The organism is Brevundimonas sp. UBA7507, from assembly GCF_002478355.1.
GTDB lineage: Bacteria > Pseudomonadota > Alphaproteobacteria > Caulobacterales > Caulobacteraceae > Brevundimonas > Brevundimonas diminuta_D.
The window spans coordinates 49716-69195 of record NZ_DLNP01000013.1 but is presented as its reverse complement, the minus strand read 5'-3'; the positions used below and the strand labels follow the sequence as shown (position 1 = coordinate 69195).

Below are 19480 nucleotides of genomic sequence, written 5' to 3'. Positions count from 1 at the left end.
CATGGCCCTGACTGTCACCATCACCAACGCCGGGCGCGCAGAATTGATCAACGCCCAGAACACCGGCACGAACGCCGCCGTCATCGATAGGATTGGCGTCAGTTCAGTCCATGCCGCTGGCGATCTGAAGCTGCTCACCGCCCTCCCGAACGAGCGCAAGCGGCTGAAGACCATCGGCGGGGAAGTCGTGGCGGACGACGTCATCCATGTAACGATCAACGACACCACGGCCGACACCTATACCCTGCGCACGTTCGGCCTCTACTTCGAGTCCGGAACCCTGTTCGCGGTCTGCACTTCCGTGGATCCGATCATGGAGAAGGCGGCGGCCGCCATGCTCCTGCAAGCGGTCGACATCACCCTGACCACCCTGGACACCGCCAGCATTCATTTCGGCGGAACCGGCTTCACCAATCCGCCCGCCACGACCGAGCGGATGGGCGTGGTTGAACTAGCTACGGCCGAAGAAGTCATGGCTGGCGTAGATACAGTTTGTGCAGTCACTCCCTTCGGCCTTGGACGAGCTCTCCTTGCCTGGGCAGCGAACTTCGCGGCTAAGATCCATGGTCACGCCATCAGCGACATTGAAGGATTAGGCGACGCTCTCGCTGGCCGAGCCGCCAAGGTTCACTCACACACGGCGTCGGACATCACTAGCGGGACCATTCACCCTGATCGTCTGCCGTCGATCTCTCAGTCCAAAGTCAGCGGTCTCATAGATGCTCTGAACGGACTTCTCGAGGCCGTGGCAGGCAAGGCCAGTATCGGTCACAAACACGACGCGGCTGACACCACTAGCGGCACCTTCCTCGCAGCCCGCATCCCGACGCTGGCCATGGAGAAGATTAGCGGACTGGTTGACGCTTTGGGGAGCCGGGGCATCCTCGGCAACTCTCAAATCTGGACCGGGTCTAACACCTTCGCGGGCGCCGTCCCTGTCCGCGCCCAGCAAGCGGCTTCCACCGGCGCCGGGTTCGTAGATTTGGCCGGGGTCAACGCCAACAGGTCCGGTTCCGTCGTCTTCAGAAACGCAGCGGGAGAACGCCTGGGCTTTGTCGGCAACGTCGATACGGGCGGGACGCTCTACATCAACGCTGACGTCCCCAATATCGCATTCAACCGGCGCCCGACGTTCGGCGGGCACCTCGCCTGGGACGCTGGCAACTTCGACCCGGCGACCAAGGTCGATCACCAGGCTCAGCACCTTTCGGATTTTAATGCCGCCCCTAGCTCAGCAGGCCTCAGCGTAATTTATGCTGGAACAGAACCTAACGGCGCGCCTGGACAGTGGGCGCAAGGTCTACAGTTCGGACGCGCACGCGAGCGCATGGTCCAGGTTCTGTTCGACAACCATCAGAACCCAGGAATTTACGTCCGAAAAACCTACGGCATACCCGAGGCGATATCCTGGACCGGAACCGTCAGGCTCTGGCACTCAGGCATATTCGACCCGGACAGCAAGGCCAACCTGGTCAGCCCCGCTCTGCTGGGTGGTCCGACCGCCCCGACCCCGGCGGCAGGCGACAACACCACCCGCCTGGCGACCACGGCTTTCGTTCAGCGTGAAATCGCCGCCATTCCTGCACCGGGCGCCTCGACCTATACTGCGCGCGGCCTGATCGAACTGGCCACGGACGCCGAGGCCATCGCCGGGACCGATCAGGAACGGGCGATCAATCCCTACATCCTGAAGCGCCGTGTCGACGCCCGCGCAGCCTCCAACGCCGAAACGCTCGCAGGCTCGCTGACCGACAAGTTCGTCACGCCCGCCGCCCTCTGGTCGTTCGCCAAGTCCATCGGTTCCGCTGGCTATCAGCAAATCCCAGGCACCGATCTGATCATCCAGTGGGGCTTGTCGACCGGAAGCCATGCAGAAGGCGCAGTTCACACCTCCTTGCCGGTGGCTTTCGGCGGCGGCTGCCTGTTCGCCAGCGCGATCCCCCGCAACGTCGGTCAGGCCTACGCCATGGACTTCGTGATGCAGATCGTCGGCCGCTATCTGGACCGCATCGTCTTTTACGCCAACCGCGGCAACAGCAACGCGGGAAACATGTCCGGCTACGAGTGGATGGCGATCGGCCTGGCGCGCGGCAATCCCGACCCCGCCTACAGCTCGGGCGGAGGCGGCGGCCTGCCGCCCGGCGGCGGCGGCGAAGAACCCATCATTCGACCGGACATCTGATCATGAGCATTGTCTTCTGCCCCGCCGAGCGCATCTTCATCGACCCGGACCTCTGGCCGCACGATCTGCCGGACGACATCATCCCGCTCAACGCCGAGGATCACGCCCGGATTCTGGACGAACTTTCGACCGGCAGGGTTCTGTCGGTGGACGAGGTAGGCTTACCCGTCACGGTCGAGGCGCCGCCGCCCTCGGCCGAGGCTCTCGCGACCGAAGCTCGCCGCCGCCGCGATGTGGAGATCGCCGCCGTCCGCTGGCTGGTCGAGCGTCACCGCGACGAGCAGGCCCTGCAGATCGCCACCACCCTGACGCCCGAAGACTATCGCCTCGTGCAGGAACACGTGCAGGCCTTGCGCGACGTGCCCGAGCAGGACGGATTCCCTCACGCGATCAACTGGCCTGTCCTGGACCCCGCCCTGCTCGCCACCGGATCATAGCTCTTGTTGTCAGAACCTCTCTGACAACAGCGGGCGCGCGATAAGCCGGAAGGGCTGCGCCATCGTCCGCCGCGATGACCGCCCGCGCCACGAACAACGAAACCCTGCGCCAGCTCGCCCAAGTCGTGCACGAGGGCGTCATCGACTCCGTCGATCTGGATGCTGGCCTTGCCCGCGTCCGGATCGGCGAGACCCTCTCCCCGCCGCTCGACTGGATCATGGTTGTGGGCGACACGACCGTCTGGTCGCCGCCGACGCCAGGCGCGTCCGCCGTCATCATCTGCCCCGAAGGGGACATCGAGCGCGGCTTCATCATCAACGGGCTGCCCTCGCGCGCCTTCGCGGCCCTTTTCCTCGGACTAAAGAACGCGGTCCGCTTCAAGGACGGCGCCCTAGTCTCCTATGATCCGGAAGCCAGCGACCTGGCCTTCGCCCTGCCCGGCTCCATGACCATCACCGCCCCGGGCGGCCTCAAGATCACGGCCGACGTCGATCTGACTGGCGACCTGCAATCCAGCGGTACGATCAAGGCCGCCGTCGACGTTGTCGCCGCTGGCGTCTCCGGCAAGGGCCACGTCCACACCAAGGTCGCGGCGGGTCAGGCCCTTTCGGGAGCGCCCCAGAAATGATCGGCGCATCGATCGGCCTGTCACGCGCCTCGGGGCGCGGCGTCGCGGCGAACAGCCTGGAGCATCTGCGCCAGTCGATCGCCCATATCCTCGCGACGCCGGTCGGCTCGCGCGTCATGCGCCGGGACTACGGGTCCGAACTGCCGCGCCTGATCGACCAGCCGCTCAACGGCTCCCTACCCCTGCGGATCTACGCCGCCACGGCGATCGCGCTCCAGCGCTGGGAAAGCCGTGTCCGCCTGCGCCGCATCCTGCTGACCGCTTCGGAAGACGGCCGCGCCGTCCTCCAGCTGGATTTCCAGCGGCTCGATCTGCCGCGCCGGGCGGACGTCACCCTCTCCTATCCCCTGCATTCATTCGGATCTTGAACATGGCCGCCATCACGCCCCTGGATCACGGCGTCACCGTCATCGAGCTGGTCGAAGGGCCGCGCGTCATTCGCACAGTGGCGACCAGCATCATCGGCATGGTCGCCGTGGCTGCCGATGCCGACGCGACGGTCTTTCCGCTCGACACCCCGGTCCGTCTGACCGACCTGCCTGGGGCGATCGCCAAGGCTGGCCGGGACGGCACCCTGGCCAAGGCCCTGACGGCTATCGACAACCAGGCCAACACGATCGTCGTCGTCGTCCGCGTCGCAGAGGGCCTGGGCGACACGCCGGAGGAAATCGCTCTGGCCACGCGCGCCAACGTCATCTCAGGCGTCAACAAGCTGCTGCTGGCCGAACAGATCTGCAAGGTGCGCCCGCGCATCCTGGTGGCGCCGGGCCTCGATTCCCAAACGGTCACCGTCGCCATGGGCGACGTAGCCGCCAAGCTGAACGCCATGGCCTATTGCTCCTGCGGCGATGCGACGACGATCGAGGAAGCGATCGAGTTGCGCAACGGCGTCAGCGGCCGCGAAATCTGCCTCATCTATGGCGACTTCCTGAATGGGGACGAGATCGTCTACGCCACGGCCGTGGCGGCCGGTCACCGCGCCCTGCTCGATCAGACGGTCGGCTTCCACAAAACCCTGTCGAACGTCCCGGTCAAAGGCGTGACCGGCGTCGCCTCGCCAGTCACCTGGGACCAGCAGCGCAGCGACACCGAGGCAGGCCTGCTCAACGGCGCCCGCATCACCGTCCTGATCGAGGACGAGGGCCTGAAGTTCTGGGGCAACCGCACCTGCTCGCCGGAACCCAAGTTTGAGTTCGAAAGCGCCGTTCGCACCGCCCAGGTGTTGCGCGACACGATCGCCTACGGCCTGAAATGGGCGATCGACAAGGAGCTGTACCCGTCGCTGGCCATCGACCTAATTGAGACCATCAACACGAAGCTTGATGAGCTACGCGACGGCGGCAAGCTGATCGGCGGCAAGGCTCGGTTGGCGGATGACAACACCACCACCAGCCTCGGCGGCGGCGCGCTGAAGGTCGTCTACGACTTCACCCCCGTCCCGCCGCTGGAACACCTGCAGCTGATCCAGGTGATCACCGACGAATATTTCTTCGACTTCGCCGCCACCGTCGCGGCGGGCTGATCTCGCTCGCCCCTCCTCCTGATTTTTCCGGACCTTAGACCATGAACCTGCCTTCTCAGTTGATGGAAATGAACGCCTTCCAGGAAGGCGCGAGCTTCGTCGGCCTGTGCAAGACCTTCACCCGGCCCAAGCTGGCGCTGGCGACCGAGTCGTGGCGCGGCGGCGGCCTCGGCGGCCCGATCAAGATCGCCACCGGCCTGCAGGAGATGGAGGCCGAACACGCCTATGGCGCCGCCATTCCCGCCATCACACGTCGGTTCGGCGAGACCCGCGTCAACGGCGTCGGCCTGCGCTTCGCCCTGGCCTACGAGAACCAAGCCACCGGCGCCTACGACGACGTCCAGATCACCCTGCGAGGCCGCCACGAAGAGATCGACCAGGGCAGCGACGAGCTGGGCTCGCAGAAGGACTGGAAGGTCAAGACGGCCTGCACCTACTACCGCGAGACGATCAACGGCGTGGTCGAGCTGGAGATCGACTTCCTGGCGCGGATCTTCCTGGTCGGCGGCGTCGATCGCTGGGCCGAGCTGCGCCGCATCACGCGCTGACCCCTCGCCGTCCGCCTCCTCTTGATTTCCGAAAGTACGAACATGACCAAGGCTCTGCCCGCCGCCGCCCGCGCCGCCATCGACGCCGCCGCTGAGAAGAAGCGCTTCGCCGTTGTGGAGCTCGACAACCCGCTGAAGCGAGGCGACCTGGTGATCGAGAAAGTCACCCTGCGAAAGCCCATGGGCGGCGACCTGAACGGCACCAACCTGGGCGACCTCTACAATATGAACGTCCGCGCCATGTCGGTCGTCATCCCCCGCATCTCGGACCCGATCATCCACGGGCCGGAATTCATGGCTATGGACGGCGAGGACATCGCCTCCCTGTCGGGCAAGGTGGTCAATTTTTTGCTGACGAAGCGTCAGAAGGCGGACGCTGGACTCGAAGCGTAGACGACGCTTTCGCGGACATCGCCGCCGTCTTCCACTGGCCGCTCTCGGCGATGTCCGACCTCCCGCTTTCCGATCTGATGCGCTGGCGCGATCTCGCGGTCGCTCGCTGGAACGCCATGCACGCGCCGCCTGAAACCTGAATCCGCCTCCCGAGCCCGCCCTGCCCCATGGAAAAGAAGCTTGAGCTCCGGCTGATCCTGGACGCTGTCGACAAACTGACCCGGCCCCTGCGGGCGGCCAATCGCGAGGCGGCCGCCGCGAACCAGGTGCTGCAGCAGACCAAGGCCAAGGTGAAAGAGCTCGAGGCGGCGCAGCGCGACATCGCCAGCTTCAAGGGCATGACCACCCAGCTCGCCCAGACGAGCGGCGCCCTGCAGGCGGCCAAGATCAAGGCCGATGAACTCGCGCGCGCCCACGCGGCGGCCGAGAACCCGACCAAGAAAATGACTGCCGCCTTGAGCAGAGCGGAAAAGCAGGTGGAGCGCCTGCAGGCTGAAGAGGCCAGCCGAACCGCTCAACTCGATCAGATGCGCTCCAAACTGGACGCGGCCGGAATCTCGACCAAGAACCTGACTGCCCATGAGGCGCGCCTGAAGGCCGAAATCGCTGACGGCAACCTCCAGCTCGCCCTGCAGAAGGACCGTGTGCACCAACTCGCCCAGGCTGAAGCCCGGCTGAAGGCGGCTCGCACCCAATACGACAAGACCCAGGCGTTCGCCGGATCCATGCAGGGCGCAGGCATGTCGGCCATCGGCGCGGGCATGGTCGCGGCCGCGCCCCTGGTGGCGTCGGGCGGTCTGGCCGTGAACTTCGAGGACGCCATGCTGGACGTCAAGAAGGTGGTCGACTTCGAAACCCCCCAGCAGTTCGCTCAGATGTCCGACGACATTCTGACGCTGACCACGCGCATCCCGATCGCGGCCGAGGGCTTCGCATCCATCGTCGCGGCAGCTGGTCAGGCCAAGATTCCGCGCGCCGAGCTCATGGGGTTCGCCGAGGACGCGGGCAAGATGGGTGTCGCCTTCGACTCCACGGCCGAAGAGGCCGGAAAGATGATGGCCACCTGGCGCACAGCCTTCGCTCTGACGCAGCCCCAGGTCAGGGGCCTGGCCGACCAGATCAACTACCTGGGCGATAACGGCAACGCGACCGCCCTGCAGATCTCCAACGTCGTCACCCGCGTCGGCCCCCTCGGCAAGGTTGCGGGCTTGGCCGCCGCCCAGGTCGCCGCCCTTGGCTCCACCATGGTCGGCATGGGCGTGGGCGAAGAGATCGCCGCGACCGGCATCAAAAACACCATGCTCGCCCTGACCAAGGGTGAAGCCGCCACCAAGTCCCAGAAGCAGGCCTTCGCCGCGCTTGGGCTGGAGGCGACCGCTGTCGCCAAGGCGATGCAGACCGACGCGGGCGGCGCTATCATGGATGTGATGCGGAAGATCCAAGGGCTCGACGCTCACCGTCAGGCCGCCATCCTGACCCAACTCTTCGGCAGCGAAAGCGTATCGGCCATCGCCCCGATGCTGACCAACCTCGACGTGCTGCAAGAAAACCTGAACGCCGTGGGCGACGCCAGCCTCTACGCCGGGTCGATGGACAAGGAATTCCAGAACCGGATGTCGGGGACCAAGACCGCGATCGACACCGCAAAGAACAGCGTGAAAGCCCTGGGCGTCGAGTTCGGCAGCGCCTTCCTGCCTCAGATCAAGGCGGTTTCGGACACGGTCAACACGATCTCGACGGGCTTTCGTGATTTCGCCAAGGCTCGCCCGGCCGTTGTAGGCGCGATCGGGACCGTCGTCGGCATCGTGGCGGCCGCCCTTCTGGCCTTCGGCGCCCTGGCCATGATCATCGCTGCCGTCCTCGGCCCCTTCGCCCTGATGCGGATGGCTATGATCATGACGACGCCCCTGTTCAAACCGCTTATTGCCGGTGTTGCAGGCGCCGCCCGCGCCTTCGCCGCTTGGGGCGTGGCCATGCTGGCCAATCCGATCACCTGGATCGTCCTGGGCATCGTGGCGGCCGTCGCTCTCGTCGCCGGCGCCGCCTATCTGATCTACAAGAACTGGGGCGCGATCTCGTCTTTCTTCACCGACCTTTGGTCGAAAGTCAGCGCGGGCGTCTCCAACTTCCTGACAATCGCCGCCCAGGCCTTCATGCGGTTCAGCCCTGCTGGGTGGCTCCTCCGAGCGTTCGCGGCTGTCTGGCCGGTCCTTTCCTCGATCGGCGCGCGCTTCGTGTCGTTCGGCGGCGAGATCCTCCAGGGCCTGGTGAACGGCATCAAAGGCGGGATTCCCGCCATTGTGCGCGCCATCGTGGGCGCGGGCGCGGCCATGGTCACCGGCTTCAAGAACCGGCTCGGGATCCGCTCGCCCTCGCGCGTCTTCGCGGGCTTCGGCGACGACACCATGGCGGGCCTGACGCGCGGCCTCGATCGTTCGTCCGCCTCGCCTGTCGCAGCCATCAGTCGGACGGCGGCCGCCATGGCGGCGGCGGGCTCCGTCACGGCCTCGGCGGGCCTGGCCTTCGCCGAGCCGCCCAGCTTCGACGCCGCGCCGCGCTTCATCCCTGGCGCCGGATCGGCCGGGCCGGGCGGCGGCGCGCGCGGATCCTCTCGACCCGCGCCGACCGTTCACAACGAATTCCACATCCACGCGGCCCCGGGCATGGACCTGGAGGCCCTGGCCCGTCTCGTCGCCGAGAAGATGGCCGAGGCTCAGCGCCAGACCAACCTGGCCGCCCTGGACGACACCGACGAGTCCTGGAGCTGATCCCCCATGCTGATGAGCCTCGGCCCCTTCATCTTCTCGAATGACGATCTCAGCTATTCCCAGCTGCAGCGGCGTAGCAGCTGGCGCCATCCGACCAATGACCGGGTCGGGGCGCGCGCGGCCGGTCAATACGCCGGACCGGGCGACGACGTCGTCACCATGTCCGGCATCCTGGCGCCGGGCGTGATCGGCCGCGCCGAAGCCCTCAACGAACTTCGCGAGTTGGCTGACCAAGGCGGGGCCTGGCCCCTGGTCGACGGCGCGGGCTATGTCTACGGCGCCTTTGTCATCACCGACCTCGACACCACGCAGCGCGCCATGTTCGCCGACGGCGTCGCCATCCTGTCGGACTTCAACCTGACGCTGAAGCGCAGGGACGACGGCTTGGCCGAGGACGCTGAGTGATGGCTGAAACCGACGCCCTCGCGCGCGCCGGGCGCTACCGTCATCCGCAGGCGGCCTTTCGCCTCACCGTTGAAGGTCGCGACATTTCAAATGTAGTGAGACCGCGCCTGATCAGTCTGAACCTGACCGAGAAGCGCGGCACGGACGCGGACGAGCTTGACCTTGTGCTCGATGACACCGACGGCCAGCTGCAGATCCCGCCGAAGGGCGCTCGCGTGACGGTCGCGCTCGGATGGCGTGAACCCGGCAGCGGCCTGGCGCCAGTCTTGATCGACAAGGGCGTCTTCACCGTAGACGAGACCTGTCACACCGGCGCGCCCGATCGCCTGACCATTCGCGCCAAGTCGGCCGACCTGACGCGCGCCTTCCGGACCAGGCGAGAAACCAGCTGGTCGAACGTCAGCCTCGGCGCGGTCCTGTCGGAGCTGGCCGGGCGGAACGGCCTGCAACTGGCCCTCTCACCCGCCCTGGCGTCTGTCGTCCTTCAGCACCTCGCCCAGGGGCGCGAAAGCGACGCCGCCCTTGTAACGCGCCTGGGCCGCGAGCATGACGCCGTGGCGACGGTGAAGGCCGGTCGCCTGGTCTTCAACCCGATCGGCGCTGGGACGACGCCGGGCGGTCTCGAAATCCCTCCAGCCACCATCACGCGCCGCAGCGGCGACGGTCATTCCTGGAAGACGGCTGAGCGGGGGTCCTATTCCGGCGTCACGGCGGAATGGCAGGACCGCCAGGGCGGTCGACGGCGCGAAGTCGTGGCCGGGTCCAGGGAGAACGCCCGCCGCCTCGGCCGCATCTACGCGACCGAGAAGTCAGCGCAGAAGGCTGTCGACTCCGAGTTCGCCCGGCTTGAGCGAGGCAAGGCCGAGTTCAGCATCAACCTGGCCGTCGGCCGTCCCGACCTCTACCCGGAGCGCACGGTCACGGTGTCGGGTTTCAAGGCCGAGATCGACAGCACGGCCTGGCTGATCAGCGAGGTTCGCCACAGCCTGGACAACGGCCTGCGGACCTCGCTCCAGATGGAGTTGGCCGAGAGCTGACGCTTTGCAGATTCTTCGCCCTCGAACGGCGTCATATGTTAAGACCTCGGCGGGGGCTCCTTCGGGGTCATTTCAGTGAAAGAACAACGTCTCGGCGGCCGCGCGCCCTGCCCGCATTGCTGCTCGCCGACCACCTTCCGCACATCGCGGCAGATCTCGCCGACCTTCCGCGAAACCCGCCTGGCCTGCTCGAATGACGACTGCGGCTGGAAAGGGGTCGCCTCTCTCATCATCGAGCGAACAACGGTTCAAAGCGCCATGCCGAATCCTGCAATCCAGCTGGCGGTGGCGCCGCCCCGCATGGTTCGTCGCGATCGCGCAGGCCGTCCCCTGCCCGCCAACGATGACGCCCCGCCCGCGTTACCCGCCGTCGCTGTTCCCTAGTCCTCGATCTCTCGCTTCAGCGCAGCGACGGCCAGAACGAACTGTTCGAACGGGCTGTCGCTGCGCTTAAGCGAGGTTGAATAGCGGCTGCTGCCAAAGCGCGCTTTCGACCCGTTGCGGACATCCGCCTGACGTCGCAATCTAACGCGATGAGAGAGCGAGCGCCCGCCCCCTTCGACATTTCAGTTTCCGGCGCGGACGGTCCCTATTCGTTGCACTTCAGGCCCACAGACGAGTGGGATGGCGTGATCGACGTCGTTGTCAAAGGTCACAAAATGACTTGGCCGGTGCTCACTGTAGATCGCGAGGCTGACGGACGTTTGACGCTGAGTGGCTCGACCGATGGCAGCCGGGTCATCTGGAACGACGAGTTTTGGTACGTTGTGCGGTTGGAGCCTGGTGCGCCCAGCGTAAGCTACTATGGCGATCAGGTGTGCTGGAGAACCGACCGCGCCCCCGACGGTTGAATCCGCTTCCCACCCTTAGGCGAACTTCGGTTCACGACCCATCACGGACATTCAGAACGACCGCTTTGTGGAGCCATCGATTCCACCCCACTGAATGCATCAGTCGCTCAGGGCGAAACCCGCCGGATGAGCAGCGCGTGTGTGTCAGTTAATAGGGACAGCGTGCCCTCCTCGGCTCTCTCGACTAGCGGATTTGCGTGCAGAAGGCGGATGCTGTCCGAAGCTCTGGGCAGTGCCGGGGCATCCGGCGTATCGCTCAAGCCTAGGCAGGCCAGAGGACCAGTCGGGAGCGGCGTGCCTCCGTTGTTCCGAAGTTGTCCGCGTTCCGTATAGTGGAAGGTCAAATTGATGCCCGGGCATCCTTGGATCACGAGCCGATCACCGTTGATAACGACACGGTTCGGCACCTCAGAGAGACCGATTCCCGCTACGCCTCCGCTCGGAGGAAACCATGAAAGCTCTAGCATTTCCCACTCACCCTGAAGCTCGGCGTTCGAAACGAGATACGAAAGCCGTCGAAGCGAGGGGCGCTCAAGGATTAACTCGTCTGGTCCCGCGCTCAGCCGCAAGCGCTCCGTGCTGACCATTTCTATGCTGGGATTCGACTCGAAGAATCTGAAGTACCGCTCTTCACGAGGGCCACGCTCCGAGCCGCACCCAATCGCGGTTTGAACGCGGTCGCTCGCACCATTGGAGGTGAAGTGACCATCAACGACGCGCCCTGATCGTCCCGTATAGTTGCACTCCATCCTCAAGCTCACGCCTTCGGCACCAAAGTCGGCATATGCTGCCCGCTCCGTCCCGGACAATCGGCTCGGTCTATATCCTGCGAAACTGACAACATCCCATTGTCCGGCGACATCCGCTGCAGTTGGGATCTGCTGTAGCGGCACATCGCGCTCGAGTTGGGGGCCTGAACCCGGGATGCAGGCGGCGAGGCAAAGCGCATAGACAGGCATCAAAATCCCTGCACGGAGATTGCGCCGTGTCACCCTAGTCATAACATCTTCCTCGCCGCACACTGCTGATGCCCCTAGCGCGAGAGAACACGCCAATGCGGGCGAAATCTCGGCGGCATCGTCCATTCTACATCCCGGCTCCGTGCGCCTTTAACCAGGGCTAATAGGGGCCGACTTCCGCTTCCCACCCTTAGGTGAACTTCGCTTCACGACCCATTGCGGAACTTCGGGGTGTCCGCTTCGCCCCAAGAGGGGGCAAACCTGTTGGATTAGGCCATGACCCAGTCCCAGACGCGGCTCCAGATCGCTCCGGCAATCGAGATCTTCTTGCCCGGATTGTCCGGGTCGGCCGATCGGAAGCCATGATCGGCGTCCGGATAGACCCAATAATCGAGATTGGTTCGCCCGCGGGACAGGAAGGCGACCATAGCGAAATCGGTATTGATGATGGGCGCTTTGGGGTCATCCCCTCCTTGGACGAGCAAGAGGGGAATATCCAAGGCGAGCATGTCATCCACCACGGCATGGGAGCCGAAGCCGGACCATCGCCGATTGGTTTCCCCGATGAAGCGCCTCTCCAGGCTAAGCGGGTCAGCCTGGATCGCCTGGATGTCAGCGAAGATGTCTTCGACGGCCGCCTGGGCCTCGGCGCGGGAAATCTCGCCCCTTTCGGCGCGGAGTCGTTGATCAAGGATAAAGTCGTAGTACTGCGGCAATGCGAGCCCGCCCCAGCCTACGGCCTTATCGGCATGGGCGAGGCCCGCCACGGCGAAAACGTATTGCGCGCCTTCCGACCCCCCGATCACGACCACACGATCAATCTTGTCGCCAAGGGCTACGCGGGCCGCAGAGATCGCGAGCACGGTGCGCGAAATCAGCGTGTCGCGCGCCAGTCCGGCTCGATAAATGGGATTATCCAACGGGAGCGGGCGCCCATTTTCTTCGTCGAACTGCATCTCGGCGACAAAGGGCATGCCCGGCTTGTCAATGAGCATGAAATGCGCGCGGTCCCGGTATGCCAGCAATTCGGGCGGAAAGCTCCTCCCTCGAGAACCATCGCTGAAATTCTGGAAGTGAGGATAGGCGCCGGACCCTGGAAGCCAGACGACCAGAGGCCCCTTCGCCTCGGCGTTCACGTTGTCGATGTGCCACGCGATGTCCCCAAAAGCAGGATCGCTTGCGACAAAACTGTCGAACTGCGTCGCTGAAATTGAGGTCTGTGCGACGGCAGGACTTGCTGCCAACAGTGTTGCTATCGTCAAGAACATTCGCATCACGCTAGTATTCAGCAGAGCGAGACGCCGCATAGTTAAATCGCTGCAATCTGGCCGGAGCGCCTTCACCGACCATTTTCGTAGGGCTGAATATGGTCGGTGATACGCCGCGGTGCAGCGGGGGACGGGATGTCCGCTTTCCACCCTTAGCGGCATTTAGGCTGCTAGCCGTCACGCGACATTAGAGACCAGCCAATCCGACTGCGCCCCATCACTTCGCATGGACAGCTCGCTTCAGCGCCTCATCAATGCGCGTCTGCCAACCTGGGCCTCCTGCCTTGAAGTGTTCGAGCACCTCGGCCGACAGCCGGATGTTCACGGCGACCTTGGTGCGTGCCTTCTGCGGCCCCCGCCCCTTGGCTCGCCCGAAAGCGGCCATGACGTCGGCGGGCAGCACCTCCGACGCGGGACGGGCGCGAGCGAAGTCGGCCTCGGTCCATTCGGGGTTCTCTGGATCGTTCAGCTTGGGATCACGGGCCATAGCGTCTCATCTCCTTCTGGTGTGCGCGACGTAGGCTGATAGCGCGGACGGCGTTCTCGCGAACGGTGAAGACGAAGCAGTAGGCCAGCCCATCGATATGGCCGAACGCCCGAAAGCGGCGCTCGCCATATTCATGACGGTCATCTTCAACGACCACGGCCGTCGCCATGTCCATCTCGGCCCCCAGCGCCAGCGACACGCCGTGCTTGGCGATATTCGCTTGGTTCTTGGCGCTGTCGAACTCGATGTCCATGAGCATTTTGTATCCACAATCTATAGAAGACACAAGCTAAATCGTATATACAAAATTACTCGCCCCCTTCGAGACCCGCCCTCGATCATCGCCTTGGCATCGTCCAGACCCGCCATGACGCGATTGTAGACCTCGGCCGCTGACGCAGCGGCGGGCCGCCTGCGCGAAAACCCCAACTCCTCGCCCTACGCAGAGCCAGCGACGCTGGCCTCAGACGCTGCCGTGGCCTCGCCACGCTGCGGCAGCCGGGCGCTACAAAGGGCGCGCGAGAGCGCGCCCGCCCCTCGGCTGACTGATCTGGCTATCGCTGACAGCCCCTCAAACCTGTATCTGGATCATGTTGTCGCCCGACTAGGGCGACGCCGCATACTTCACCTGTATAGAATTATGATCGCACTACCGTTCCTTCCTAGCTGCTAGAATCGGAACGACCGATGTGCGCGTATTTGGCCAACGCGGCGTAGTGAGGCGGTTCAGGCTTCAGCCTCGGCGGGCGATTTTGCACGAGCGCCTTGGCCATCTCTTGGGCGTTGGCTTCAGCCCGCACGCGGGCGGCCATCTCGGCCTGGCTCTCCTGCTTCTGCTTCCGGAGGCCCAGCACATACCGTCGGAGCACCGTAGCCTTGGCCGGTCGCTTCAGCCGATAGATGTTTTTGTCCTGGACGCACTTACGGTGACCTCTAGGCCCCCGCTCGTTCAGCACGATCTTTCGGCGCTGCTTCTCTAGGAACCCAGCCTCGATCAGAGCCTTCATCGCGTTGACAACGGTCTGGACGGAGCACTTCAGCATGGTCGCATAGCCCCGGATCGACATCTCCTTGAGATAGCCGTTCATCCGCCGGGTCTCACGGATCATAAACTCCAGCAGATCGCGACCTCTGAAGCCGAGTGCGCCATTGCGGCTGCCTTGGATCCGCGTCCGGTCGTCATAGATCTTGGCCTCTTCCTCGAGCAAACGGCCTTCAGCGAACGACCAGACCTTCTGATAATCGCGCTCCCAACTGCCTCGCTCTGAAACCGGCTGGCTCTCTCGGCTGCTATGCCGGACCGGATCGCCGCGCCGTTCGTTCTTGTAGCCGCTCCCTGGCTTGGGGATCGCCAGCGCGCTCATGTCTGATCCGTCCCGTGGATGACGGCGCGCAGCTCGGCCGTCTCGCGATCGACGCGCTGAAGCAGGCGCTCGGCCTCCCGCCGCTGCGATTCGGTCAGCGGGCCTTGGTCGGCTGTCCGGCGCAGGAAACGCCACACGTCATTCCCGGCCTCGTCGACGTCGGCCGCCTCCTGGACCAGGCAGGCGGTCTGCGGTTCGGCCTTCACCTGGCTGAACAGGAACGATGAATAGACCGGATTCCCGCAGCGGGTTTCCAGAGCGTCGATCACATCGGCGGGCATGAAGACGCCGGATTCGAACTGGCGATAGGCGTAGAGCTGCGAGCGCTCGACGCGCGTAACAGGCGAGCAGCAGGCGTCGACGCCGCCATTGGCGTCGATGAGCGCCCGCGCCAGCAAGGTGTGCTGGGTCGCGTTCATGGGGTGGATTCGTCCTTTGCGAATCCGCCTGACGAAGCCGGCCTCAGGACGCAGACATGCGTTCGCTCCGGCGGTTCAGGGCCGGGCGTTGGCAAAAGGCATCCCGATGACCGTTCGTCAGACGGCCATGGTTGGCTTGGATGGGGGCAAGGGGGCCGCGCGCGCCGCCGCTGGCGTCGTCGCTCCGCTCCGCAGAATTCCGTCCCCGGCATTGCTCGGGCGGGGCGCGATGACGCCTTCAGGCGAGGCTCACGCTGGGCTTGCCGATGTGGTTGGGGCGCTGGCCGGGCCGCGTCGGGTCGAGAAGGCGGAGCCTTCTGAGCGCGGCCCAGCGTCAACTGCGCTTGGCGCCCTCCCCGCGCTCGCGGTCCAGGGCGAGGCGCGCCAGCAGCTGGCGCAGCAACAGGGACAACCGGCCCCGGGCGCAGAAGCGCACGACGGCGGACGGAGTCAGACTGTCAGCAACAGGGGCGAACAGAGGGCTCAGAACCAGGCCCCTGAGAACGAGAGCCCGTCGACGCGGCGTGTCAGCAAGGAGGAGCCGCCGCGCCGACGGGAAACACCGACGCAGATGCGGTGCGTCGGCGAACTGGACAGGGGGCGACGGCCCGGCCTGTGGATAACTGGGCGGACGCGCGACGGCGCTGCTGGGGGCGGGATAGCCGCCGCGCGTCCTGGACTTCCGCCGCGCCGTGCAACGCGGGGAAGGGCCGAGAAGGGCGCGCTACTCATGCCGCGCCCCCTCGGATCGGTTGTCCTGGTCAGACATGAGCCTGACCAGGAAGAGCCGCTGAAACTCCTCAAGGGTCTCGGGGAAGCTGGGAAACGTCAGCAGGAATGGGAGCGCCAGCTCGCGGATCTCAGCGACCGGAACGCCGAGATCCACTCCGATCCACACTGGACCGGCGCTGGCCAGATCGGACGCATCGACGCCCATCACCCGAGCCTGCGCGCTCAGGCAGACGCCGACCGTCAGGGACTCCTGATAGCCGCAGTCGTCACAGTCTCGGCAGTTGCTGGATCCCCCCGGAGCCATGGCTACGCCGCCCTCGGGAAGTCGTTGACGGTCAGGCGCAACCCGCCGCTGCGACCAAGCTTGGCCGCAACGGCGGGCGCCTCTACCTTCGCTTCTGTCAAAAACCCGAAGGAGAGATTCGTATGTCCGATACAGCCCGCCTCATCGCGGTCGAGGCCAAGCTGGCCCTGCTCGAAGCCGAACATCGCGCCCTTCGAGACTTCACCCTGGATTTGCTCTCCATTACGGGCTTTCAACTTCCCGCTGGTGTTGGTCTTTTCCGGACGGCCGTGCGCAAAATCGGAGAAGATCGGATGCCTGCCCCGGGCAAAGACGATCCGTACGCTGACGCTCTGGCCAAGCTTCTGGGCGTTATGGAAAGCCGCATCACCCCGGCCGACTAGCCCGCTACTCATAAGCTCGGCCTTTATTCAGCCAGGCCTCGACCTCGGCCGGATCGGCGAGAAGCCCCTTGGCGACGTCATCCACAGACCAACCCGCGTCGAAGAGGTACTTGGCCGCGCGACGATTGCTGGCCTTGCGGGAAGCGTCAGCCGTTTCGGAAAGTTGCTCGCGCACGATCTGCGCCAGCTGGTCCAGCGTTGGCGCCTTCGTTTCGAGCTGGTTCAGCCGAGCGCGGACGCGGACGTTGATGCAGAACTGCAGGACGTTGCACACGCACAGCGCGATGACGGCGATCTGGAGATTGCTCACGGCCGCGCCTCCGGCTGGATGACTCGGACGTCGTGGAGGTCGGGACGCAGTTCGGCGACCGAAACGGCGCCCTGCGTCAGACGATCAATGGCGATTGCGAGGTCTGTCGGGCACCGCTCGATGCCTCGCTCGATCCGGCTCATCCGGCCCTTGGACTGGATGCCCGCTCGCGCAGCAGTCTGCTCGAGGGTCAGTCCTTTCGATTTTCGCCATGTTGCCAGACTCATAGCTGGTCTTGTTCCATTAATCGGAACAGTGAGTCAAGCGGACCTGTTCCGATTAGCGGGGCCGACAGCGTGAGCGCGTCGCACCATCATCCCGCCATGGATAGGGACTGGCACCTCAAATCGTGGATGGCGCTCGCAAAGAAACGCCAGGCCGATCTGATCAAAGACCTTGGATGGAGTCGTCGAAAAGCCTCCGAGGTCTTCAACGGCGATCAATCGTACAAGCGGGAAATCGTGAACGAGGTCTCGGAGTGGCTCCAGATCGAGCCCTACGAACTACTCATGCCCCCACAAGACGCTCTGCAGCTACGTCAGCTGCGAAGCGCCGCCATGGCTATCGCCGCAGCCCAGGATAATAAATCAGGCACCACGGACTTCTCCGTAGGCGGCGCCCCTCCGACCTGACACCTAACTCAGCCCCAACGCCTACTGAGCCCTAGCGGGTGACAGGAAGGCGCGCCCAGGCTCATTCCACGCCCGCAGTAACGCCGTATTCTAGGCTTGCAGCGAGAATGTTCCGAAAGTCGGATAATTAAGGTTGACTCGCTGTTCCGTTTTGCGGAACACTCTCCCCCACATTGAAGGGGGAGCAAATGCCCGTATCCGAAATCAACAAGCTGACGGACTGGACGATCTGTCCTTCTCGCAACGGCTTGATCATCACTGGCCACGATACCCAGGGCCAGCCGCGCAAGTTCAGTGGCGTCATCGACGTCCAGGGCGGAAGCACCGCCATCGCCTGGGAAAGGCCCCTGCCCTGTTTCACCCATGAGGGCGTGAAATGGGAGCTGGCCTCGTGAGCCGCGCCTTGGTTTCCGCGGGTCTTTCCCTCGCCTCAGAGGGCGGCTTTCGCCGCGCCGCGGACAACAGCGGGCCGCGGTGGAGCATCGCGCTTGGCGACGGCTACACCTTCGACATCGTCCAGGACGTCGGCGGCGGTTTTCCGACCCGCGACATGGCGATCGACGGCGTGATCCGTCTCCTGGAACATAACCGTCAGGAGTTGGCCCGATCCCTCCAACGCGCCCGTCGCATGCGCAGCTATCGCCGCAGCGTCGCCAAGCGCCAGGCCGGAGACCGCGCGTGAAGGTCTTCCAACTGATCAACGCCATGGAGGCTCTCGCCTCTCCCCAGGCCGAAGTCTTCTTCTATGACGGCGACGGCCAGGCCATCGCCATCGAGGGCGGCCTGCTGGACACCGAGGACGGAACGGGGCGTGTCGCCCTGCTCCTCAGCTCCGAACCCGTCGTCACGGAAGGCGGGTTCTGATGACCGACCATCACCACCTGCCGAACGACCTTGACCCGGACGTCCTGACCGCCAGCGCCCAAGGCCGCCTGCGCTCGCTGGTCGAGCGCATCGAGAACCTCGAGCGCGACAAGCAGGACGTCATGTCCGACATCAAGGAGGTCTTCGCCGAGGCCAAAGGCGAGGGCTACGACGTCAAGATCCTGCGCAAGGTCATCCGGATCCGGAAGCAGGACAAGGCGAAGCGCCAGGAAGAAGAGGCCATCCTGGACCTCTACCTCTCGGCGCTGGGGGAGGTCTGATGACCCATCACAACATCGCCCGAAGCGAAGCTTTCTCTACCCGCCCCGTCGTCCTGGTCCGCGAACTGCCGCGCCGCCCGCGACGCTTCTCGCCGCTGGCCCTCTATGTCGCCGCCCCGATCGCCGGCGTCGTCATCGGCCTGATCGACGCCGCCCTGAAGCAGCCGATCTGCGTGTCGATCGTCGTCCTCGCCTTTGTCGTCGCCTGGTTGCGCGAATGAGGCCCAGCCGACCCGCTCTGGCCCTCGCGCTTCTGCTGGCCCTCGTCGCCTACGCCCTCACCTACCTGATCGTCAGGGGACTGCCGTGAATCCCGCCCGCACCATCGAACAGGCCATTGGCCAACGCCTCCGCGCTGCGCGCCTGAAGGCCGGTAAGACCCAGGCCGAAGTGGCGGCCGCCTTGGACGTCAGCCACCAAGCCTATCAGAAGTATGAGGACGGCGACGTCCGCATCACCATCGGCGCCTTCGTCCGCGCCTGCGCCGAGTTGCAGACCGACCCCGCCGAGATCCTGCCTCGCCTCATGTCCGATCGCGGACCTGCGCCCGACCCGTTCGCGGCCCTCGGATCCTCGATCGGCGGCTACGAGCTGGCGGACTGCTACGCCCGCATGAGCGGCCCCCAGCGCCGATCCTTCCTCACCATCGCCAAAGCCATCCTCGCCGCCAGCGCCGTGCCCACGGCCGCTCGCGCCACAGCCTGA

The 19480-nt window shown here is 64.9% G+C and carries 28 protein-coding genes; 20 read left to right on the top strand and 8 right to left on the bottom strand.

All coding sequences use genetic code 11. The features are described from left to right. Nucleotide 1 precedes the first annotated feature (1 nt). The 12 genes from B3D50_RS07735 to B3D50_RS15770 all read left to right on the top strand — a co-directional run bounded on the left by B3D50_RS07735 (nucleotide 2) and on the right by B3D50_RS15770 (nucleotide 10305). Nucleotides 2-2182, top strand: coding sequence for a gp53-like domain-containing protein (locus tag B3D50_RS07735; protein WP_286950570.1), 2181 nt, complete (start codon nucleotides 2-4; stop codon nucleotides 2180-2182). Between the two features lie 2 nt (nucleotides 2183-2184). Then, nucleotides 2185-2619 (top strand): phage tail assembly chaperone, encoded by a 435-nt coding sequence (locus B3D50_RS07730; RefSeq protein WP_286950569.1) that lies wholly within the window; start codon nucleotides 2185-2187, stop codon nucleotides 2617-2619. 74 nt (nucleotides 2620-2693) lie between these two features. Continuing rightward, complete coding sequence (locus B3D50_RS07725; protein WP_286950568.1) at nucleotides 2694-3248, top strand: phage baseplate assembly protein V; 555 nt, start codon at nucleotides 2694-2696, stop codon at nucleotides 3246-3248. Then, on the top strand, nucleotides 3245-3616 hold the full coding sequence (locus B3D50_RS07720) for a GPW/gp25 family protein (protein ID WP_286950567.1): 372 nt from the start codon (nucleotides 3245-3247) through the stop codon (nucleotides 3614-3616). The genes B3D50_RS07725 and B3D50_RS07720 overlap by 4 nt, the downstream gene beginning before the upstream one ends. A gap of 2 nt (nucleotides 3617-3618) precedes the next feature. Then, the gene (locus B3D50_RS07715) at nucleotides 3619-4770 is read left to right on the top strand and encodes a phage tail sheath subtilisin-like domain-containing protein (RefSeq protein ID WP_286950566.1); all 1152 of its coding nucleotides are present in this window, start codon (nucleotides 3619-3621) and stop codon (nucleotides 4768-4770) included. A gap of 41 nt (nucleotides 4771-4811) precedes the next feature. Next, the gene (locus B3D50_RS07710) at nucleotides 4812-5318 is read left to right on the top strand and encodes a phage major tail tube protein (RefSeq protein ID WP_286950564.1); all 507 of its coding nucleotides are present in this window, start codon (nucleotides 4812-4814) and stop codon (nucleotides 5316-5318) included. A gap of 42 nt (nucleotides 5319-5360) precedes the next feature. Further along, a complete protein-coding gene (locus B3D50_RS07705; RefSeq protein ID WP_286950563.1) occupies nucleotides 5361-5711 on the top strand; it encodes a phage tail assembly protein in 351 nt (116 codons plus the stop codon). Continuing rightward, on the top strand, nucleotides 5609-5851 hold the full coding sequence (locus B3D50_RS15775; protein ID WP_409516078.1) for a GpE family phage tail protein: 243 nt from the start codon (nucleotides 5609-5611) through the stop codon (nucleotides 5849-5851). The genes B3D50_RS07705 and B3D50_RS15775 overlap by 103 nt, the downstream gene beginning before the upstream one ends. A 27-nt stretch (nucleotides 5852-5878) precedes the next feature. After that, nucleotides 5879-8479, top strand: coding sequence for a phage tail tape measure protein (locus tag B3D50_RS07700; protein ID WP_286950561.1), 2601 nt, complete (start codon nucleotides 5879-5881; stop codon nucleotides 8477-8479). A 6-nt stretch (nucleotides 8480-8485) separates the two neighbouring features. After that, on the top strand, nucleotides 8486-8884 hold the full coding sequence (locus B3D50_RS07695) for a phage tail protein (protein WP_286950560.1): 399 nt from the start codon (nucleotides 8486-8488) through the stop codon (nucleotides 8882-8884). Then, entirely contained in the window at nucleotides 8884-9921 is a 1038-nt protein-coding gene (locus B3D50_RS07690; protein ID WP_286950559.1) for a contractile injection system protein, VgrG/Pvc8 family, read from the top strand. Before B3D50_RS07695 ends, B3D50_RS07690 begins: the two co-directional genes overlap by 1 nt. 75 nt (nucleotides 9922-9996) lie before the next feature. Then, entirely contained in the window at nucleotides 9997-10305 is a 309-nt protein-coding gene (locus B3D50_RS15770; RefSeq protein WP_409516077.1) for an ogr/Delta-like zinc finger family protein, read from the top strand. Nucleotides 10306-12000: 1695 nt separating this feature from the next. Here B3D50_RS15770 and B3D50_RS07685 read toward each other — a convergent pair. From B3D50_RS07685 to B3D50_RS07660, 6 genes are all read right to left on the bottom strand, one after another. Continuing rightward, nucleotides 12001-12993, bottom strand: coding sequence for an alpha/beta hydrolase family protein (locus B3D50_RS07685; RefSeq protein ID WP_286950557.1), 993 nt, complete (start codon nucleotides 12991-12993; stop codon nucleotides 12001-12003). Nucleotides 12994-13216: 223 nt separating this feature from the next. Continuing rightward, nucleotides 13217-13486, bottom strand: coding sequence for a BrnA antitoxin family protein (locus tag B3D50_RS07680; RefSeq protein ID WP_286950556.1), 270 nt, complete (start codon nucleotides 13484-13486; stop codon nucleotides 13217-13219). Beyond that, nucleotides 13476-13745 (bottom strand): BrnT family toxin, encoded by a 270-nt coding sequence (locus B3D50_RS07675; protein WP_286950555.1) that lies wholly within the window; start codon nucleotides 13743-13745, stop codon nucleotides 13476-13478. The genes B3D50_RS07680 and B3D50_RS07675 overlap by 11 nt, the downstream gene beginning before the upstream one ends. Before the next feature lie 403 nt (nucleotides 13746-14148). After that, nucleotides 14149-14850, bottom strand: a complete 702-nt coding sequence (locus tag B3D50_RS07670) for a hypothetical protein (protein ID WP_286950554.1) — start codon at nucleotides 14848-14850, stop codon at nucleotides 14149-14151. Beyond that, nucleotides 14847-15269: a hypothetical protein gene (locus B3D50_RS07665; RefSeq protein ID WP_286950553.1), complete on the bottom strand. Its 423-nt coding sequence runs from the start codon at nucleotides 15267-15269 to the stop codon at nucleotides 14847-14849. The genes B3D50_RS07670 and B3D50_RS07665 overlap by 4 nt, the downstream gene beginning before the upstream one ends. A 724-nt stretch (nucleotides 15270-15993) precedes the next feature. Continuing rightward, nucleotides 15994-16305: a hypothetical protein gene (locus B3D50_RS07660; RefSeq protein ID WP_286950552.1), complete on the bottom strand. Its 312-nt coding sequence runs from the start codon at nucleotides 16303-16305 to the stop codon at nucleotides 15994-15996. A gap of 122 nt (nucleotides 16306-16427) precedes the next feature. Between B3D50_RS07660 and B3D50_RS07655 the strand changes: the two genes are divergently transcribed. Next, a complete protein-coding gene (locus tag B3D50_RS07655) occupies nucleotides 16428-16688 on the top strand; it encodes a hypothetical protein (protein ID WP_286950550.1) in 261 nt (86 codons plus the stop codon). A 4-nt stretch (nucleotides 16689-16692) separates the two neighbouring features. On the opposite strand, the gene B3D50_RS07650 is transcribed toward B3D50_RS07655, so the two are convergent. Continuing rightward, nucleotides 16693-16998: a hypothetical protein gene (locus B3D50_RS07650; RefSeq protein ID WP_286950548.1), complete on the bottom strand. Its 306-nt coding sequence runs from the start codon at nucleotides 16996-16998 to the stop codon at nucleotides 16693-16695. After that, complete coding sequence (locus B3D50_RS07645; RefSeq protein WP_286950547.1) at nucleotides 16995-17225, bottom strand: helix-turn-helix domain-containing protein; 231 nt, start codon at nucleotides 17223-17225, stop codon at nucleotides 16995-16997. Before B3D50_RS07645 ends, B3D50_RS07650 begins: the two co-directional genes overlap by 4 nt. A 69-nt stretch (nucleotides 17226-17294) precedes the next feature. Here B3D50_RS07645 and B3D50_RS07640 point away from each other — a divergent pair, with 69 nt between their 5' ends. The 7 genes from B3D50_RS07640 to B3D50_RS07610 all read left to right on the top strand — a co-directional run bounded on the left by B3D50_RS07640 (nucleotide 17295) and on the right by B3D50_RS07610 (nucleotide 19480). After that, the gene (locus B3D50_RS07640) at nucleotides 17295-17630 is read left to right on the top strand and encodes a hypothetical protein (RefSeq protein ID WP_286950546.1); all 336 of its coding nucleotides are present in this window, start codon (nucleotides 17295-17297) and stop codon (nucleotides 17628-17630) included. 188 nt (nucleotides 17631-17818) lie between these two features. Next, nucleotides 17819-18025: a hypothetical protein gene (locus B3D50_RS07635; RefSeq protein WP_286950545.1), complete on the top strand. Its 207-nt coding sequence runs from the start codon at nucleotides 17819-17821 to the stop codon at nucleotides 18023-18025. After that, nucleotides 18022-18312 carry a hypothetical protein gene (locus tag B3D50_RS07630; protein WP_286950543.1) on the top strand — a complete coding sequence of 97 codons (291 nt, stop codon included), beginning with the start codon at nucleotides 18022-18024 and terminating at the stop codon, nucleotides 18310-18312. Before B3D50_RS07635 ends, B3D50_RS07630 begins: the two co-directional genes overlap by 4 nt. Further along, nucleotides 18309-18494, top strand: a complete 186-nt coding sequence (locus B3D50_RS07625; protein ID WP_286950542.1) for a hypothetical protein — start codon at nucleotides 18309-18311, stop codon at nucleotides 18492-18494. The genes B3D50_RS07630 and B3D50_RS07625 overlap by 4 nt, the downstream gene beginning before the upstream one ends. Further along, nucleotides 18494-18775, top strand: coding sequence for a DUF2312 domain-containing protein (locus tag B3D50_RS07620; RefSeq protein WP_286950541.1), 282 nt, complete (start codon nucleotides 18494-18496; stop codon nucleotides 18773-18775). Before B3D50_RS07625 ends, B3D50_RS07620 begins: the two co-directional genes overlap by 1 nt. After that, nucleotides 18775-18996: a hypothetical protein gene (locus B3D50_RS07615; protein ID WP_286950540.1), complete on the top strand. Its 222-nt coding sequence runs from the start codon at nucleotides 18775-18777 to the stop codon at nucleotides 18994-18996. Before B3D50_RS07620 ends, B3D50_RS07615 begins: the two co-directional genes overlap by 1 nt. A gap of 85 nt (nucleotides 18997-19081) precedes the next feature. Next, the gene (locus B3D50_RS07610) at nucleotides 19082-19480 is read left to right on the top strand and encodes a helix-turn-helix domain-containing protein (RefSeq protein WP_286950539.1); all 399 of its coding nucleotides are present in this window, start codon (nucleotides 19082-19084) and stop codon (nucleotides 19478-19480) included.